The sequence below is a fragment of the Neisseria sp. KEM232 genome, from assembly GCF_002237445.1.
GTDB lineage: Bacteria > Pseudomonadota > Gammaproteobacteria > Burkholderiales > Neisseriaceae > Neisseria.
Genome location: NZ_CP022527.1, coordinates 306,235 through 321,644, shown reverse-complemented (window position 1 = coordinate 321,644; position 15,410 = coordinate 306,235). Strand labels below are relative to the sequence as shown.

At 55.5% G+C, this 15,410-nt stretch carries 15 protein-coding genes and 2 pseudogenes; 8 read left to right on the top strand and 9 right to left on the bottom strand.

The window, feature by feature from the left end; all coding sequences use genetic code 11:
• Positions 1–65: 65 nt before the first annotated feature.
• The 3 genes and pseudogenes from CGZ77_RS11905 to proB form a co-directional block, all read left to right on the top strand.
• Positions 66–158: pseudogene (locus CGZ77_RS11905) on the top strand (hypothetical protein); the annotation flags it as partial.
• Positions 159–266: 108 nt separating this feature from the next.
• Positions 267–566 carry a DUF2818 family protein gene (locus CGZ77_RS01520; RefSeq protein ID WP_009424828.1) on the top strand — a complete coding sequence of 100 codons (300 nt, stop codon included), beginning with the start codon at positions 267–269 and terminating at the stop codon, positions 564–566.
• Between the two features lie 48 nt (positions 567–614).
• On the top strand, positions 615–1,736 hold the full coding sequence (proB, locus tag CGZ77_RS01515) for a glutamate 5-kinase (RefSeq protein WP_009424827.1): 1,122 nt from the start codon (positions 615–617) through the stop codon (positions 1,734–1,736).
• Between the two features lie 66 nt (positions 1,737–1,802).
• Here proB and CGZ77_RS01510 read toward each other — a convergent pair whose 3' ends face one another.
• The 5 genes from CGZ77_RS01510 to CGZ77_RS01490 all read right to left on the bottom strand — a co-directional run bounded on the left by CGZ77_RS01510 (position 1,803) and on the right by CGZ77_RS01490 (position 5,170).
• Positions 1,803–2,102 (bottom strand): hypothetical protein, encoded by a 300-nt coding sequence (locus CGZ77_RS01510; protein ID WP_009424826.1) that lies wholly within the window; start codon positions 2,100–2,102, stop codon positions 1,803–1,805.
• Positions 2,103–2,620: 518 nt separating this feature from the next.
• Positions 2,621–3,763 carry a class I SAM-dependent RNA methyltransferase gene (locus CGZ77_RS01505; RefSeq protein WP_094030850.1) on the bottom strand — a complete coding sequence of 381 codons (1,143 nt, stop codon included), beginning with the start codon at positions 3,761–3,763 and terminating at the stop codon, positions 2,621–2,623.
• A gap of 57 nt (positions 3,764–3,820) precedes the next feature.
• Positions 3,821–4,147 (bottom strand): hypothetical protein, encoded by a 327-nt coding sequence (locus CGZ77_RS01500; protein ID WP_036495372.1) that lies wholly within the window; start codon positions 4,145–4,147, stop codon positions 3,821–3,823.
• A gap of 77 nt (positions 4,148–4,224) precedes the next feature.
• Positions 4,225–4,818, bottom strand: a complete 594-nt coding sequence (locus CGZ77_RS01495; RefSeq protein WP_009424822.1) for a phosphoheptose isomerase — start codon at positions 4,816–4,818, stop codon at positions 4,225–4,227.
• 4 nt (positions 4,819–4,822) lie between these two features.
• Positions 4,823–5,170, bottom strand: coding sequence for a YraN family protein (locus CGZ77_RS01490; RefSeq protein ID WP_094030849.1), 348 nt, complete (start codon positions 5,168–5,170; stop codon positions 4,823–4,825).
• Between the two features lie 268 nt (positions 5,171–5,438).
• Between CGZ77_RS01490 and rsmI the strand changes: the two genes are divergently transcribed.
• Entirely contained in the window at positions 5,439–6,311 is an 873-nt protein-coding gene (gene rsmI / locus CGZ77_RS01485) for a 16S rRNA (cytidine(1402)-2'-O)-methyltransferase (RefSeq protein ID WP_009424818.1), read from the top strand.
• A 28-nt stretch (positions 6,312–6,339) separates the two neighbouring features.
• On the opposite strand, the pseudogene CGZ77_RS01480 reads toward rsmI, so the two are convergent.
• Positions 6,340–6,725: pseudogene (locus CGZ77_RS01480) on the bottom strand (IS1595 family transposase); the annotation flags it as partial.
• Positions 6,635–6,871, bottom strand: a complete 237-nt coding sequence (locus tag CGZ77_RS12720) for a hypothetical protein (RefSeq protein WP_094030848.1) — start codon at positions 6,869–6,871, stop codon at positions 6,635–6,637. The pseudogene CGZ77_RS01480 and the gene CGZ77_RS12720, both read right to left, overlap by 91 nt.
• Before the next feature lie 30 nt (positions 6,872–6,901).
• Between CGZ77_RS12720 and CGZ77_RS01470 the strand changes: the two genes are divergently transcribed.
• From CGZ77_RS01470 to CGZ77_RS01460, 4 genes are all read left to right on the top strand, one after another.
• Positions 6,902–7,120, top strand: a complete 219-nt coding sequence (locus tag CGZ77_RS01470) for a hypothetical protein (RefSeq protein WP_083479440.1) — start codon at positions 6,902–6,904, stop codon at positions 7,118–7,120.
• Positions 7,121–7,295: 175 nt separating this feature from the next.
• Positions 7,296–7,805: a hypothetical protein gene (locus tag CGZ77_RS11900; RefSeq protein WP_009426618.1), complete on the top strand. Its 510-nt coding sequence runs from the start codon at positions 7,296–7,298 to the stop codon at positions 7,803–7,805.
• 15 nt (positions 7,806–7,820) lie between these two features.
• Positions 7,821–10,646 (top strand): calcium-binding protein, encoded by a 2,826-nt coding sequence (locus CGZ77_RS01465; protein WP_094030847.1) that lies wholly within the window; start codon positions 7,821–7,823, stop codon positions 10,644–10,646.
• A gap of 146 nt (positions 10,647–10,792) precedes the next feature.
• Positions 10,793–12,220 carry an HlyD family type I secretion periplasmic adaptor subunit gene (locus tag CGZ77_RS01460; protein ID WP_036496209.1) on the top strand — a complete coding sequence of 476 codons (1,428 nt, stop codon included), beginning with the start codon at positions 10,793–10,795 and terminating at the stop codon, positions 12,218–12,220.
• A 66-nt stretch (positions 12,221–12,286) separates the two neighbouring features.
• Here the strand turns inward: CGZ77_RS01460 and dinG are convergent, their stop codons facing one another.
• A complete protein-coding gene (gene dinG, locus CGZ77_RS01455; RefSeq protein WP_009426349.1) occupies positions 12,287–14,422 on the bottom strand; it encodes an ATP-dependent DNA helicase DinG in 2,136 nt (711 codons plus the stop codon).
• 159 nt (positions 14,423–14,581) lie between these two features.
• Positions 14,582–15,406 (bottom strand): siderophore-interacting protein, encoded by an 825-nt coding sequence (locus CGZ77_RS01450; RefSeq protein WP_009426350.1) that lies wholly within the window; start codon positions 15,404–15,406, stop codon positions 14,582–14,584.
• Positions 15,407–15,410 lie beyond the last annotated feature (4 nt).

Below are 15,410 nucleotides of genomic sequence, written 5' to 3'. Positions count from 1 at the left end.
GTGAGGCCGTCTGAAAGCGACACTCCAACGAAGTTAAAACCGCATTCCCCCCCCGCGAAAGATTTGCCGTGAAGGCCGACACTGACGGCTCGGCAGTCGGCTGCCTCTTCCGCTGCCTGCACTGCGGACAGCACATCCTGCACGTCGATTTGGACTAGCCCTTTTTTACCTGCGCCGAAGCAGCACTGCGATTTCAGACGGCCTATACGGCAGACCGCCCCGCCTGTGCGGGACGGCGTTGCAACAACACAAAACACGGACACATCATGACCGCCCCCATGTACACCCTCATCGCCCTCGCCCTCATCCTGGCCAACCTGCCCTTCCTCAGCACGCGCCTGTTCGGCGTCAAAGCCCTGCCGCGCAAACACGCCGGACACCACCTGCTCGAACTGGCCGCCGCCTTCGTCCTCACCGGCGCGCTCGCCCGCCTGCTCGAAAGCCGCGCCGGCAGCGTCCACCCGCAGGGCTGGGAATTTTATGCCGTCTGCGCCTGCCTGTTCCTCGTCGCCGCCTTCCCCGGCTTCGTCTGGCGTTATTTCTGGCAGGAGCGCGACAAACAGTAAACCTGCATTCCGAAACACCGTCCGACAAATACAAACAAAGGAAAAAACATGGAAAACCCCAACATCGCCCAAGCCCGCCTGATCGTCGTCAAAGCCGGCTCCAGCCTCGTCACCGCCGAAGGGCGCGGCATCGACCAAGACGCCCTCAACCGTTGGGCATCGCAAATCGCCGCCCTCAAACAGCGCGGTATCCGCATCGTCTTCGTTTCCAGCGGCGCCATCGCCGAAGGCATCAAACGCCTCGGCTGGCCGCACCGCCCCACCGCCCTCAACGAACTCCAGGCCGCTGCCGCCGTCGGCCAGACGGGCATCGCCCAAGCCTACGAAGCCGCCTTCCGCCCGCACGGCATCCACACCGCGCAAATCCTCCTCACCCACGAAGACCTCAGCAGCCGCACCCGCTACCTCAACGCCCGCAGCACCCTCAAAACCCTGCTGGACAAAGGCATTGTCCCCGTCATCAACGAAAACGACACCGTCACCACCGACGAAATCAAACTCGGCGACAACGACACCCTCGCCGCCCTCGTCGCCAACCTTATCGACGCCGACGCCCTCGTCATCCTCACCGACCAGCGCGGCCTCTACGACAGCGACCCGCGCAAAAACCCGCAGGCGCAATTCATCGCCTGTATCGCCGCCGACCACCCCGAACTCGAAAACATGGCGGGCGGCGCGGGCAGCGGCATCGGCACGGGCGGCATGTACACCAAAGTGCGCGCCGCCAAACGCGCCGCCTTGGGCGGCGCCGCCACCGTCGTCGCCTCCGGCCGCGAAGCCGACGTCCTCCTGCGCCTGGCAGACGGCGAAAACATCGGCACCCTTTTTACCAGCAGCCAAAACCGCATCGCCGCACGCAAACAATGGCTGCTCGGCCACATCCGTCCCGCCGGAAAAATCACCGTCGACGCAGGAGCCGAAACCGCCCTGGTCAAAAAACACAGCAGCCTGCTGCCCGTCGGCTGCACCGCCGTCGAAGGCAGCTTCCACCGCGGCGGACTCGTCGCTATCTGCAACGCCGACGGCCGCGAAATCGCCCGCGGCCTCGCCAACTACGGCAGCGGCGAAACCGAACGCATCCTGAAAACCCCGTCCGAACACATCGCCGCCAAACTCGGCTACGTCTGGGAAGAAGAACTCGTCCACCGCGACAATATGGCGCACTGGTAAACCCGCTGCGCAAAAGACAAGAGGTCGTCTGAAACGCTTTTCAGACGGCCTCATATTCACTTGTATTCAATAGCAACTGACGACGTTGCCTTTTTTGTCATGAAGGCAATTTTGTTTATAGCCGTCGTTCCAGCGGTAATCCGTGTATTTTTCTTCCGCCGGTTGGACAATAACGACGGGTTCTGTTTTCGGCGGTCGGCCGTAGATCCTGTCCAATTGTTCGCAAGACGGCGTGCCGTTGCGATGGCGCAGCAAAGATTCCCGCTCCAAAGTACATTTGCGTTCCAATCTTTCGATTTCATAACTGTCGGCGGCTGCAACAACGGCGGGCATAACGGCCGCCAGCATCCAAAACAAACGGGACATGACTTAAACTCCTTATTTGGAAAATAAAAAAACAGTGCCAGAGTAACAGAACCGGCACTGTCGTTTATAAAATAAACCGATTTCAAACTAATTCTGTAAATTGTCTAAAATCTGCTGCAAGGTTTCCTTAACTTGGTAATTATTAGTATCAGCACCTTGATAAATCGTTCAGAATGACCCGAAATCAACAACTTTCGATACATTATTGCCATTAATAATTGCCTTGTTTCCTGAGTTGGAAGTAACAACAAAATACGCCATTTTAATCTCCTTGTTAGCTGAGAATTGAGTAATCAATAAGGTTCATCTAACCGTTTCCAAACAGTACTCTTAATCCAGCAAGCAGACCAGCCGATTTACCAATCATTTTCTTTTATAAATTTACTATTCAATAACATATAGAAAAACAAACGAAAGCAAACAATCATTCAAAACCGATGTAACGCACCATGTCGGCCTACAACTGCCCTTCACAACTTCAGGCCGTCTGAAACAGTTTTTCAGACGGCCTTTTATGTTCAGCGGTTGCTGCCGGCCACCATGTCGAGGAGGAAGAGGCGGCAGTCGAGTTTGCCGTTGTAGAGGGGGATTTTGCGTTTGGGGGTGAGGCGCATGATTTTGGGCATGTCGCGGTCGCCCGTGAACATGCCGACGAGCCAGCCTGCGTAGTGTTGTTTGAGCCAGCTCCCGAGTTGCGGGTAGAGGGCGTGCAGGCTTTGGATTTCGGCCAGGCGCACGCCGTAGGGCGGGTTGGAGAGCATGATGCCGCCCCCGCCGTTGGGGCGGGCGTCTTGTGCGTCGCAGGTGACGATGTCGATGAACATATCGGCTTCGGCGGCGCGGGCATTGGTGAGGGCGGCGCGGGTCATGGCGCGGTCGTTGTCGCCGGCGGCGATGTTTTCAGACGGCCTGTTTTTGATTTGGGCGCGGGCTTGGGCTTTGAGGCGCGCCCACAGGGCGGGATCGTGCACGGCCAATTTTTCGAAACCGAAGCGGCGCATGAGGCCGGGGGCGCGGTTAAGGGCGATCCAGGCGGCTTCGATGGCGAGGGTGCCGCTGCCGCAGAAGGGGTCTTGGAAGGGCTGACTGCCGTCGTAACCGGCAAGGAGGAGGAGGCCGGCGGCGAGGTTTTCGCGCAGGGGGGCTTCGCCGGTGTCTTGGCGGTAGCCGCGTTTGAACAGGGCTTCGCCGCTGGTGTCGAGGAAGATTTGCGCGGTTTTGTCGTCGAGGAAGACGCGGATGCGGATGTCGGGGCGGTGTTTGTCTACCGAGGGGCGGCGGCCGGTGCGCTCGCGGAAGTGGTCGCAGAGGGCGTCTTTGGTTTTGAGGCTGACGAAGTCGAGGCTTTTGACGGCGGCGCGGCGGCCTTCGCTGTGGACTTTTATGGTGTGGCCGTCTGAAAACCATTCGTGCCAGGGGATGTTGCGGGCGAGGCGGTAGAGGTCGTTTTCGCTGCGGTATGCGCCGCGGGCGAGGCGGACGAGGACGCGGGAGGCGGTGCGGGAATGGAGGTTGGCGCGGTAGATTTGTTCGAGGCCGCCTTGGCAGGACGCGCCGCCGTCGGCGGCTTGGATGTGTGTGCAGCCTTGGCCGGCGAGTTCTTGCGCGAGAACGGTTTCGAGGCCGCGCGGGCAGGTGGCGAAGAGGGTGTAATCGGTCATGGAATGGGTTTTCTGCGGGTTTACGGGCGGCCTGTGCCGGACGGTTTGGCGGAAGGTTTACGGGGTATCGGTGAAGCGGATGCCTGCGGGCCGGCTGTTTGCGTCGTAGAGGATTTTGCCTTCGGAGAGTTTTTTGTGACGCAGGTTTTTGACGAATTTTACGGGGCGGCCGTTGCGGTAGGTAACGGTGTAGCAGGAGGGTTCGCCTTGTTTGCGCACTTCGGCGGCGCGTTCGCGGCTGATTTCGTCGTAGAAGACGACGGGTCGGTTGCGCTGTTTGGGGTAGACGATGCCGAGGTAGTGGCGGGTTTCTTCGGCGGCGCGGGCGGCGGACGGGCTCAGGCCGAGAAACAGGAGCAGGCCGGTGAGGAGCGTCTTTTTCATGGCGGGGCAATGTGAGGCCGTCTGAAACAGGTTTTCACTTCGTTGAAGCTTTCGTTTTCAGACGGCCTCATTCCGTTTTACATGCCTTCCATCAGCATGGTGTCGATGCAGTCGCACAGGGCGTGGACGAGCAGGATGTGGTTTTCCTGGATGCGGGCGGTGCGCGGGTGGGGGACGTTGAGCAGGATGTCGCTGTCGTTCAGCATGGCGGCGATTTTGCCGCCGTCGCGGCCGGTGAAGGCGAGGATGCGCATGTCGCGCTCGTGCGCGGCTTTGATGGCTTCGATAACGTTGGCGGAGTTGCCCGAGGTGGAGATGCCCAACAGCACGTCGCCGGGACGGCCGAGGGCGCGGACTTGTTTGCTGAATATGTGTTCGAAACCGTAGTCGTTGCCGATGGCGGTGAGGGCGGAGGTGTCGGTGGTGAGGGCAAGGGCGGCCAGCTCCATGCGTTCTTTTTCAAAACGGCCGGTGAGTTCGGCGGCGAAGTGTTGGGCGTCGGCTGCCGATCCGCCGTTGCCGCAGACGAGAATTTTGCCGTCGTTCATCAGGCATTCGAGCAGCATTTGCGCGGCGGCGGCGGTGGGTTCGGCCAACACTTCGACGGCCTGCCGCTTGGCGGCGATGCTTTCTTCAAAATGGGCGCGGACGCGCTCTTCCAATGTGGTCATGGGTTTATCCTGTGATGTTTTGCAGCCAGACGGGGGCGGCGTTTCCTTCGATCAGCACGGCGTCGATGCGGCAGGCGCGGCCGCGTTTCGGGTGCTGTTGCAGATACAGTTCGGCGCTTTTTTGCAGCTTGACGAGTTTGGACGGCGTGATGCTGTGCGCCGCGCCGCCGAACGCTGCCGATTTGCGGTATTTTACTTCAACAAACAGCAGCACGCCGCCCGATTCCATAATCAGGTCGATTTCGCCGTGCGGACAATGCCGGTTGCGCTCGACAAGGCGGCAGCCCTGCCGTTGCAGAAAGGCCAGCGCGGCATCTTCGGCGGCCTGTCCTTGCGGATGGTTCAGGCGCATTCGTTTTTCCCAAACAAAGGTTTTCAGACGGCCCGAATGTTACGGGACAACGTGTTTTGCTGCAAACAGGCCGTCTGAAAGCTATAGTGGGTCAACACAAAAAGATACAAGGTGGCAAGCCAAAGACAGCATGGATAGTACGGGGCTGGTTTTCTTGGCATTTCCAATGCCGTAGAAAACCGCCCTCTTCGAGCTAGGGGCGGCAACAGCGTAGATTTTTTATTTTGGCTCACTATACAATGCGTCGTTTTCTCACGGATGCAAAACCATGCTGCAAAAACACCTGCAAAAAGCCGCCGACAGCCTCAAATCCGCGCTGTATGTCGTCGCTACGCCCATCGGCAACCTTGCCGACATCACCCTGCGCGCGCTGGCCGTGCTGCAGCGGGCCGACCTCGTCTGTGCAGAAGACACCCGCGTCACCGCCCGCCTGCTCGCCGCCTACGGCATACAAACCAAGCTCCTCAGCGTACGCGAGCACAACGAGCGGCAAATGGCGGAAAAAATCGTTTCTGCCCTTTCAGACGGCCTCATCGTCGCCCAAGTGTCCGACGCGGGTACGCCCGCCGTGTGCGATCCGGGTGCGCGGTTGGCGGAACACGTCCGCGCGGCCGGTTTCAAAGTCGTCCCCGTACCCGGCGCCAGCGCGGTGATGGCCGCCCTCAGCGCGGCGGGAGTAGCCGAGTCCGACTTTTATTTCAGCGGTTTTCTGCCACCGAAAAGCGCCGAACGCAAAAAACTGTTCGACACATGGCAGGCGGCGGATTACCCGATCGTGATGTTTGAAACCCCACACCGCATCGAAGCCGCCCTAGCCGACATGGCCGCCGCCTTTCCCGAACGCCGCCTGGCACTGGCACGCGAACTGACCAAAACCTTCGAAACCTTTTTAAGCGGCACGGTAGCGGACATTCAGATGGCCTTGCGAGAAGACGCAAACCAAACGCGCGGCGAAATGGTGTTTGTCCTCCACCCCGCCGCGCAGGAAAAAAGCGGAACCCTGTCCGACGAAACCCTGCGCGTGCTCCGCATTCTTGCCGACGAACTGCCCACCAAGCAGGCTGCAGCATTAACGGCACAGATTACGGGCGAAGGAAAAAAGATATTGTATGAAGCGGCGTTGGCTTTGAAGCAGCAGTAATCTCAGGGACTGTCGTACTAGATGAACCCTAATTTTCACACCACCGACGCAATACTTTAAGTTGCTTAGAAGGCGTCCCAAAGTTAAACGAAACCCGCATTCTCTCAAGAACAGCAGAAAAAATTTGCAGCGGGTTCCATTGTATTTGCGCAGTACGCGCTTTGCCTGATTCCAGAAATTTTCAATGCCGTTGATATGGTTCTGTCTGTCGGCAAACAGCTTGCTGTGATTAATGCGGTGGTGGGTAAATCCGCTTACATCCAACACATCATAGCTGCTCAAACAATCCGTATAGACAATACTGTCAGGCATAATTTTCTTTGTTATAACAGGAAATAACGTCTCTCTTTTAGCGTTCTCGACAACCACGGTATAAACCTTGCCGCCGCGTTTGAGAATGCCAAAGACTGCAAAATGCCTTTGGCTTTCAGTCTGCCTATGGCTTGGGCATATAGCGTGTTGGTTTCGTATTTGGCTTCGCTGACGGGCAGGGCTTTGCCGCTGATGCTGTCGAACAGAACCATGACGCCGAACGTACGGCCGAAGTAGGTGGTGTCCATGATGACGTTGGCTACTTCGGGAGCAATGAAGTGCGCTTCAATTTGAACCTTTTTGAGATGTCTCAGAATGGTCTGCCTGCTGCATCCGTAAGTTTTGGCAAGCTGTACGGCGGTTTGTCTGCCTTCTCTGTATGTCTGCCATATTTTCTGCGGATTAAGCCATCTGCCGCCATCAAACTGCCTGCCGCAGAGGTGGCATTTGTGGCGTTGTTTGCCGTTTCGACAGCCGTTCTTTTTGACTTGTTTTGAGCGGCAGAAAGGGCATTTTTTGTATTCAAAGCCTTCGATCTCTTTTAAAGCCTTATAGGATAAGGCTTGCAGGGATTCTTAGCCTCCATTTTGTTACTTATGCCCAATATAGCAAACGCGTAGTTGTAAAGTTTGTTTCCATATCTATTATTATTCATTGAAAATAGGTATAGCTATGAAGAGAATGTATATAGTATATATATCTATATGTGCTTTGCCTTTTATTGGTGTATTAATAATCTTCATTTTAATTATAAAAAAACATTTAGAACGCCCTGATTTATTAAGTTGCACATCATTTGAAAGAGCTTTAATTAATACCGTTCCGCTTTATGTAGGTAAACAAGAATTTAATAAGGGCGTTTCAGATATTTGTTTGTGTTTTAAAAGTAATAATTTGACTAATAATCCTAGACGTTTTGTTACCAAGAATAGTTTAGATATTTGCGCAAGAGATAAGATATATAAATGGATTGCTATCGATAAAGATAGTTTGTCAGTAAGAATGACAGATTCAAAATTAAAATGTCTTAAAGATGGCGTTTATGAACAAATTATAGTACCTAAAATTTTAAAGGAGTTGGAAATTACATATGCACCTGGTTTTTTTAAAAATGACTTATTTAAGTATGGCGATGATAAATCTCATTTAATTTCATCAATATATATAAATTGTGACAAATAATTTAGGAGTTTGATCATGAATAGAGCGGTATTAGAGGCAGTAAATGGAGCGATGTCGGGTATGGAGGGGGCGCTCAATGCAAATAACTCAATTGGTGTTGCCACGGGCTTGTCACAAGCGGCAGCGGCTTTAGGTGCCGCTGCTCTAAATCCTGTAACTGCAGGACTTGCGATTGCTACAAATGCAGGAGCGGCAACTTTAACTTTAGGTAAAATGATTAATGATTTTGATAAAACGGGAAAAGTATCATTGTCAGATGCAATTGCAGTAGCTGGAAATATTGCTACTATTGCTGCATCTGTTGCAGTTTCTATTAATCCGGCTACTAAGCTTGGTGCACTTGCAGCATTTGGAATTGCAGCTGGTTTTGAAGCAGGATATAGAGCATTTGAGGAATGGAAAAATCTCAATCGCGCCAACAAATACCACATCTACGATCCAATCGCTCTCGATCTCGATGGCGACGGCATCGAAACCCTTGCTGCTAACGGGTTCGTCGGCAGTCTGTTTGACCACGATAACGACGGCATCCGCACTGCCGGTGGCTGGGTTTCTGCCGATGACGGTTTGCTGGTTTGGGATAAAAACGGTAATGGCCGGATCGACAACGGTTCGGAGCTTTTCGGTGACAGTACACGTTGGCTAGACGGCAGCAATGCTGCTCATGGTTTTTCTGCGTTGGTTCAGCACGACAGTAACAGAGACGGTATTATTGATAATAAAGATAATGTCTTCAAACAATTGCGTATTTGGCGTGATCTAAACCAAGATGGCATTACCCAAGAAGGAGAGTTGTTTAAATTAGCTGATCTTAAAATCAAATCTCTGAATTTGATTTATCAGGATATAAACAAAGACTTGGGTAACGGCAATATTCTTGCTCAGGTCGGCAGCTACACCAAAACTGACGGCAGTACTGCGCAAATGGGAGATTTGTTGTTGCAAGCCGATCCACTTTATAGTCGTTATGTTGATACTGTTAAAATGACTGATAAACAGATGGAGGCGGCAAATCTTCAAGGTATCGGCAGGTTGCGCGATCTGCGTGAGGCTGCTGCATTGTCAGGCAATTTGGCAAATGCATTGGCATCTTATTCTTCGTCTCAAACCAAACAAACCCAAATGGCACGATTGGGTAAGTTGATTCTTGAATGGGCAAAAACAGACCCGCAATTTAGTCGGCAACCTACTTTTGGCTTTGTAACATCCCAGTCTGGCAACGGACAAGGTATTGCGCTTACGCCTTCCCAAATTGCTGATTTGAAAAATGGGGTGGTTTCTTTAACTAAGGAACAAGAATCTGCATGGGAATCTTCTAAAGAAAAAGTACGGATTCTTGATGCTTTTACGGGGACGAATTCTTCCACACTGAGTTTTGGAACAAGTGCTCAGGCTGACAATATTTTAAAAGTTATTTCCGAAACTTATGATAAATTAGCGCAACGTGTTTATGAAAACTTGCTATTTCAAACCAGATTACAGCCTTATGTCAAAGAAATTTCGGTTAAACTGCAAAACGGCAATTTCGAATTAGATTTTCGCGGTGTTCAGGTAGCCTTTGAGAAGGCCTTTGCTAAAAATCAGGAAAAAGCCTTTATCGATTTGGCTGAATTTGTCATTTATGGCGAAAACCATGTCAAATCTTGGGGCGGTGCGGGAGCGTTGCTTTTAGATTTTATTAGAACTGGTGAAAAAAGTGGCAAACTAACCGATTGGATGAAAGCTTTAGGAAAAGATGCCGACACCTTGCTCAATATACAGAATGGTACTTGGAGTAATGATTATCTCAGAGGTGGTGAGGGTATTAGTATTATTTCCGGTGGACAAGGAAACGATTATGTATATGGTAATGGAGGCAATGACATTTTAGACGGCGGTTTCGGCAACGACTACCTGGAAGGAGGAGCCGGCAGCGACACCTACATCTTCGGAAGAAAATTCGGCGAAGACACCGTATCTAACTACGACGCAAGCGAAGGCCGCAAAGACACCATCCGCTTTACCGACGGTTGGAAACAAAGCCACTTCAACTTTACCCGCAGCGGCAACGATTTGATAATTGCGGCCAAAAACAGCACCGACAAAGTAACCGTCCGCTACTTCTTTGAAAGCGATGCGGCAGGCAATTACCGCGTAGACGCCATCGAATTTTCCGACGGAGGCCGTCTGAATGTAGAAGCAGTGAAATCGCTGGTACAACGCGGTACGGCAGGAGAAGACGTTCTGTATGCCTATGCCAAAGGCAGCACACTGAACGGCGGAGCGGGTAACGACACGCTGTACGGTTCTTCCGGCAACGACAATCTGATAGGCGGAGCGGATAACGACCGTCTGAACGGAAACGAAGGCAATGACAAACTGGACGGAGGGGATGGCAACGACTATCTGTATGGTAATGACGGTAACGACACCCTGATAGGCGGTTTCGGCAACGACTACCTGGAAGGAGGAGCCGGCAGCGACACCTACATCTTCGGAAGAGGTTTTGGAAATGATGTTATCAATGACTATGCTGTTGATGGTGCAGCGGATACTTTGCGTTTGGACAGCTTGAAGTTGGTCGATATTGAATTTTTCAAAACAGGATCTGACTTAATCTTGCGAACCAATAACCGTCAAGATTCCGTGCGTGTACAAAATTTCTTCAATAATTCTAGTTATATTGTTGAACGTTTTGAGTTTACGGATAAAGTGGTGCAGGCATCAGATTTTGCCAAGTACGCACAGATGGCAGACAATTTGGTGCAGTCGATGTCTGTATTTGGTTCCCAAGCAGGGGGAACTTCTGCCGGTATCTCGCCACAAATGCAACAACCTGTGTTAGCGTCTTCTCCACTCTAAATAGAGACTGAAAAGACCGTGTGAAAACGGTTCGTGAGAAGCACACTCGTCAGAGGCTGGCGGGTGTGCTTTCTTTATTGAGATGCACAACCTGCTGTGTTATCGTGCTACTTTTGTCAAATCTTTACAAAACTACCGCCATGGGTATCCGCTTCCAAGCCTATAAAGAATTTTTTTCCCGTTATCTTACTGTTTGGCGCAATGTTTGGTCGGTACGTGCCCAACTTGATCCACCGGTGCGAGATAAGGACGAGCGTGCTTTTCTGCCCGCCCATCTGGAATTGGTCGAAACCCCGCTGTCGGCTGCACCCAAATGGACTGCACGGCTGATTATGCTGTTTGCGCTCTTGGCGCTGCTGTGGGCGCTGGTCGGAAAAATCGATATTGTTGCGGTGGCAGAAGGCAGAACCGCTCCGAACAGCCGCAGTAAAACCATCCAACCGCTGGAAACCGCCGTAGTCAAAAAAATCGCCGTACAAAACGGCGAACACGTCAAAGCCGGGCAGACGCTGGTTGAACTGGAAGGCATCGGCTCCGAATCCGATTATGTGCAGTCTGCCGAAGCGCTGCGGGCAGCGCGGGTAAACAAACTGCGCTACGAAGCCGTGCTGGCGGCATTGGAACAAAACCGGCTGCCGCAGCTGGACAAACAGCGGGCGCAGCAATGGCAGATTCCTGAAAGCGAACTTGCCGCCGCGCAGGTTTTGGCGCAAAACCAGTACCAAACCTGGTCGGCACAGGATATGCAGCTTCAGGCTGCCCTGCGCGGCCATGAAGCGGAAAAACAGGTAACGGCTGCCCAAGTGCGCAAACTCGAACAAATCAGCGGCATTGAAAGCAAACGCACTGCCGATTATAAAAAACTGCTGGCGGAAAACTTCGTCTCCCAACACGCGTATTACGAGCAGGAAAGCAAGCTTATCCAAAACCGCAACGATCTCGCCGGCCAAAAAAGCCAGATGCGCGAAATCGACGAGAGCATCCGTCAGGCTCAGCAAAACCGTGTTCTCAATACCCAAACGCTAAAACGCGACACGCTTGATGCTTTGCGTCAGGCCGATGAACAAATTGCCCAGCTCGACAGCCAGACCGAAAAAGCCCGCCGGCGTAAGGAGCTGATGAAGCTCGATTCCCCCGTCAACGGCACCGTGCAGCAGCTGGCTACCCATACCATAGGCGGCGTGGTTACCGCCGCCCAGCCGATTATGGTGGTAGTGCCTGACGAAGAGCAGATGGAAATCGAAGCACTACTGCCGAACAAAGATATCGGCTTTGTCAAAGCAGGACAGGATGCGGTTATCAAAATCGAATCCTTCCCTTATACACGCTACGGCTATCTTACCGGCAAAGTGAAAAATGTCAGCTTCGATGCGGTGGAACATGAAAAACTGGGTCTGGTATTCGCCGTAACCGTTGCGCTCGACAAAAACTACCTGATGATAGACGGGCAGAAAGTCAATCTGACCGGCGGCATGAACATCACCGCCGAAATTAAAACCGGCAAACGGCGGGTGATTGATTATTTGCTCAGTCCTCTACAGACCAAAGTGGATGAGAGTTTGCGCGAACGGTAAACGATATACCGATAATTGAAGGCCGTCTGAAAGCCCATTTCTCACTTTCAGACGGCCTCTTGCCGTTCAGCCTATACGTTTGAAGGGGGGCAGGCAGGCGAGGAGTTGGCGGCCGTAGCGTTGGGTGAGGACGCGGTTGTCGAGGATGGTGACGCGGCCGTAGTCGCTTTCGGTACGGATGAGGCGGCCGGCGGCCTGGACGAGTTTGATGCCGGCTTCGGGCACGGTGACTTCGATGAAGGGGTTGCCGCCGCGCTGTTCTATCCAGCGGTTTTGCGTTTTTTCAATGGGGTTGTCGGGCATGGAGAAGGGCAGTTTGACGATGACGACGTGGACGCAGGCTTCGCCCGGCAGGTCGAGCCCTTCGGCGAAGCTGTCGAGGCCGAAGATGATGCTGGCGCGGCCGTCGGCGAGGGCGGCGCGGTGTTTTTCGAGGAGGACGGCTTTGGGGATTTCGCCCTGCACCAAAATGAGCGGCAGGTAGTCTTCGGGCAGGCGCATGGCGACTTCGTTCATTTGTTTGCGCGAGGTGAAGAGGACGAGTGTGCCGACGGGTTCGGCGGCGGAGACGAGTTTGGGCAGCCATTCGATGACGGCGGCGGTGTGTTCGGCGGGCTGTTTGGGGCTGGCGGACAGGGGCGGGATGTAGAGTTCGCCCTGTTTGGGGAAGTCGAAGGGGCTGTCGAGGGCGAGGGTTTCGGTGTCGGGCAGCCAGACAAGGCCGGTTTGGCGCAGCAGCAGATCGAAGCTGTTGAGCGAGCGCAGGGTGGCGGAGGTGAGGATGGCGCCGGCGGCACGCCGCCACAGGCCGTTGGCGAGGGTGGCGGCGCCGGAGATGGGGGAGGCGTGGAAGTGGTAGTCGTTTTTGTCGCCGACGCGCCGCTCTATCCATTTGGCCAGCGGTTCGCCGCCTTCGGGGGTGGCGGTGGCGAGCAGTTCCCACACGTCGGCGGTTTGTTCGCTGCGGGCGACGAAGATGCCGAACTCGGTGGTGGTGCGGTCGATAAGGGCGCTGTCTTGGTCTTTGTCGCGGCGGGCGGCGGAGAGGGCGTCGTTGAGTTGGACGATGTGTTTGGCGAGGGCGCGGGCGGCGGCGGCGGTGTTGGCGACGAGGAGGTCGAGGCCGTCGGGGATTTTGCCGTCCTGCCACAGCCAGACGGGGTCGGAGCCGTCGTCGGGCAGATCGAGCGCGGGTTCGCTGCCGAGGTGGAACTGCCATTCGTTGAGGCTGTCGAGCAGGGAGGCGGCGGCTTCGTCGGCAAGGCTGCCGGTTTCGTTTTTGTCGGTGAGGCCGACGACGCGGTCGAGCACGGGCGGCAGTTTGTCGAGCATCCACAGGGCTTGGTTGAGGGAGTGTTCGGCGGCGAAGCGGCTGACGGCTTTTTTGGCGAGGTGGTGCGCTTCGTCGATGCAGTAGAAGCTGTTTTCGGGGGCGGGCAGGATGACGCCGCCGCCCATGGCGATGTCGGAGAGCAGCAGGTCGTGGTTGGCGACGACGACGTCTACCGTTTCGAGGGTGTCGCGGGCGAGGTAGAAGGGGCATTCGGCGCGGTTGGGACAGGCGTTTTTCAGGCAGCCGTGGCGGTCGTTGGTGACTTGCTGCCAGAGCGGGTCGGGGATTTTTTCCGGCCACTCGTCGCGGTCGCCGTTGAAGCGGCGGGCGGAAAATTCGTCGGCGATGCTGTTGAGGGTGTGCAGATCCGAGGCGCTGGGTTTGTTGTCCCACAAGACGGAGGGCGGGCGGTCGAAACCGGCGAGCGTACCCTGGGCGTGGGTTTGCGTGAGCTGGTAGAGCTTGTAGGGGCAGAGGTAGCGGCCGCGCCCTTTGGCCAGGGCGAAGGTGAGTTCCAGGCCGCTGTTGCCGACGAGAAAGGGCAGGTCGCGGTGGACGAGCTGCTCTTGCAGGGCGACGGTGGCGCTGGACACGATGAGGCGTTTGCCGCGCGTCTGCGCCATGATGCCGCCCGCCAGCAGGTAGGACAGGGATTTGCCCACGCCGGTCGGCCCTTCGATCACGGCGATGCTCTCGCCTTCGCGCTTGGGCGGCTCTTCGCCTTCGGCGCGGGTTTTGCTGCGCGAGAAGGCGTTGGCCACCGCCGCGATCATCTGCCGCTGCGCCGCGCGCGGGCGGAACTGCGGCAGGTTTTCGGAGATGGCGCGGTAGTGGTCGCGGATGGCGTTTTTTTCCAAGTCGGTGAGCATGTTTTTTCAGACGGCCTTTTGTGTTCGGGGCGGGATTGTAGCCGATGGCGCGTGTCGGCGGCGGGAAAACGGCAAGAGGCCGTCTGAAAGGTTTTAACTTCGTTGAAGCTTCGCTTTCAGACGGCCTCTCGTTGCATGGCGGCTGTTGAAACCCTGCTTTCAGACGGCCTCTTCGCCGTCGCTGTCGACAAAGGCGTGGCGCTGTTGGTGGTAGGCTTCTTCGGCTTCGCCTTGCCGCCAGTAGGGGACGGCGTAGCAGCGGGCGGGCGGCAGTTGCCAGTCTTGGCGGGCGATGGGGCGCAGGGCGGCGACCAGGGCGGCTTCGGCGGCAAACCAGATTTGGCAGTCGGCGTTTGTCGGGCGCGATTGCGCTACGGCGGCGGCGATGGCGTCGTTTTGTTCCGCGCCGCCGATAAAGGGGGTGACGGTGATGCCTGCGGGGCGGACGAGTTCGGGCAGGTCGGCTTCGTCGGGCAGCAGCAGGAAGACTCTGCCCTGCGCGTCGGGACGGCTGTGCGCCATTTCTTCGAGCATGGCGGCGACGGCGGGCAGGGCGGTGAGGTCGGCGGCCATCAGGTATTCGGCGGCGGGTTTGAGCATCGCGCCGCGTTTGGGGGCGGCGATGCCGACGGTGTCGCCCGCTTGGGCGCGGGCGGCGAAGGCAGCGGCGGGGCCGTGTTCGCCGTGCAGGACGAAATCGACGGTGAGGGTTTGCGCGGCGCGGTCGAAATGGCGCACGGTGTAGGTGCGGGTAAGCGGTTTTTCAGACGGCCTTTGCCATTTTGGGCGGCCGTTTTCAAAGCTGTCGGGCAGTTTCGGCGTGCTTTGGCCGGGCTGTGGCAGGAGGAGTTTGAAGGGAACGCCGTTGCTTTCGCAGGGGTAGTCGGCCAGCTCGGGGCTGCAAAAGACGATGCGGCGCATGTTTTTGCCGAGGGCGGTGCTGCTTTGCACCTGTATCAGGCGGGGGCGGGCGGGGTTGGTCATGGGA

Bases quoted from the DNA above. Each gene is read 5' to 3' on its own strand.
- proB (WP_009424827.1), top strand. From the start codon at position 615: ATGGAAAACCCCAACATCGCCCAAGCCCGCCTGATCGTCGTCAAAGCC.
- CGZ77_RS01450 (WP_009426350.1), bottom strand. From the start codon at position 15,406: ATGACCAACCCCGCCCGCCCCCGCCTGATACAGGTGCAAAGCAGCACC.
- dinG (WP_009426349.1), bottom strand. From the start codon at position 14,422: ATGCTCACCGACTTGGAAAAAAACGCCATCCGCGACCACTACCGCGCC.
- CGZ77_RS12720 (WP_094030848.1), bottom strand. From the start codon at position 6,871: ATGGACACCACCTACTTCGGCCGTACGTTCGGCGTCATGGTTCTGTTC.
- CGZ77_RS01510 (WP_009424826.1), bottom strand. From the start codon at position 2,102: ATGTCCCGTTTGTTTTGGATGCTGGCGGCCGTTATGCCCGCCGTTGTT.
- CGZ77_RS01520 (WP_009424828.1), top strand. From the start codon at position 267: ATGACCGCCCCCATGTACACCCTCATCGCCCTCGCCCTCATCCTGGCC.
- rsmI (WP_009424818.1), top strand. From the start codon at position 5,439: ATGCTGCAAAAACACCTGCAAAAAGCCGCCGACAGCCTCAAATCCGCG.
- CGZ77_RS01465 (WP_094030847.1), top strand. From the start codon at position 7,821: ATGAATAGAGCGGTATTAGAGGCAGTAAATGGAGCGATGTCGGGTATG.
- CGZ77_RS01495 (WP_009424822.1), bottom strand. From the start codon at position 4,818: ATGACCACATTGGAAGAGCGCGTCCGCGCCCATTTTGAAGAAAGCATC.
- CGZ77_RS01490 (WP_094030849.1), bottom strand. From the start codon at position 5,170: ATGCGCCTGAACCATCCGCAAGGACAGGCCGCCGAAGATGCCGCGCTG.
- CGZ77_RS01505 (WP_094030850.1), bottom strand. From the start codon at position 3,763: ATGACCGATTACACCCTCTTCGCCACCTGCCCGCGCGGCCTCGAAACC.
- CGZ77_RS11900 (WP_009426618.1), top strand. From the start codon at position 7,296: ATGAAGAGAATGTATATAGTATATATATCTATATGTGCTTTGCCTTTT.
- CGZ77_RS01500 (WP_036495372.1), bottom strand. From the start codon at position 4,147: ATGAAAAAGACGCTCCTCACCGGCCTGCTCCTGTTTCTCGGCCTGAGC.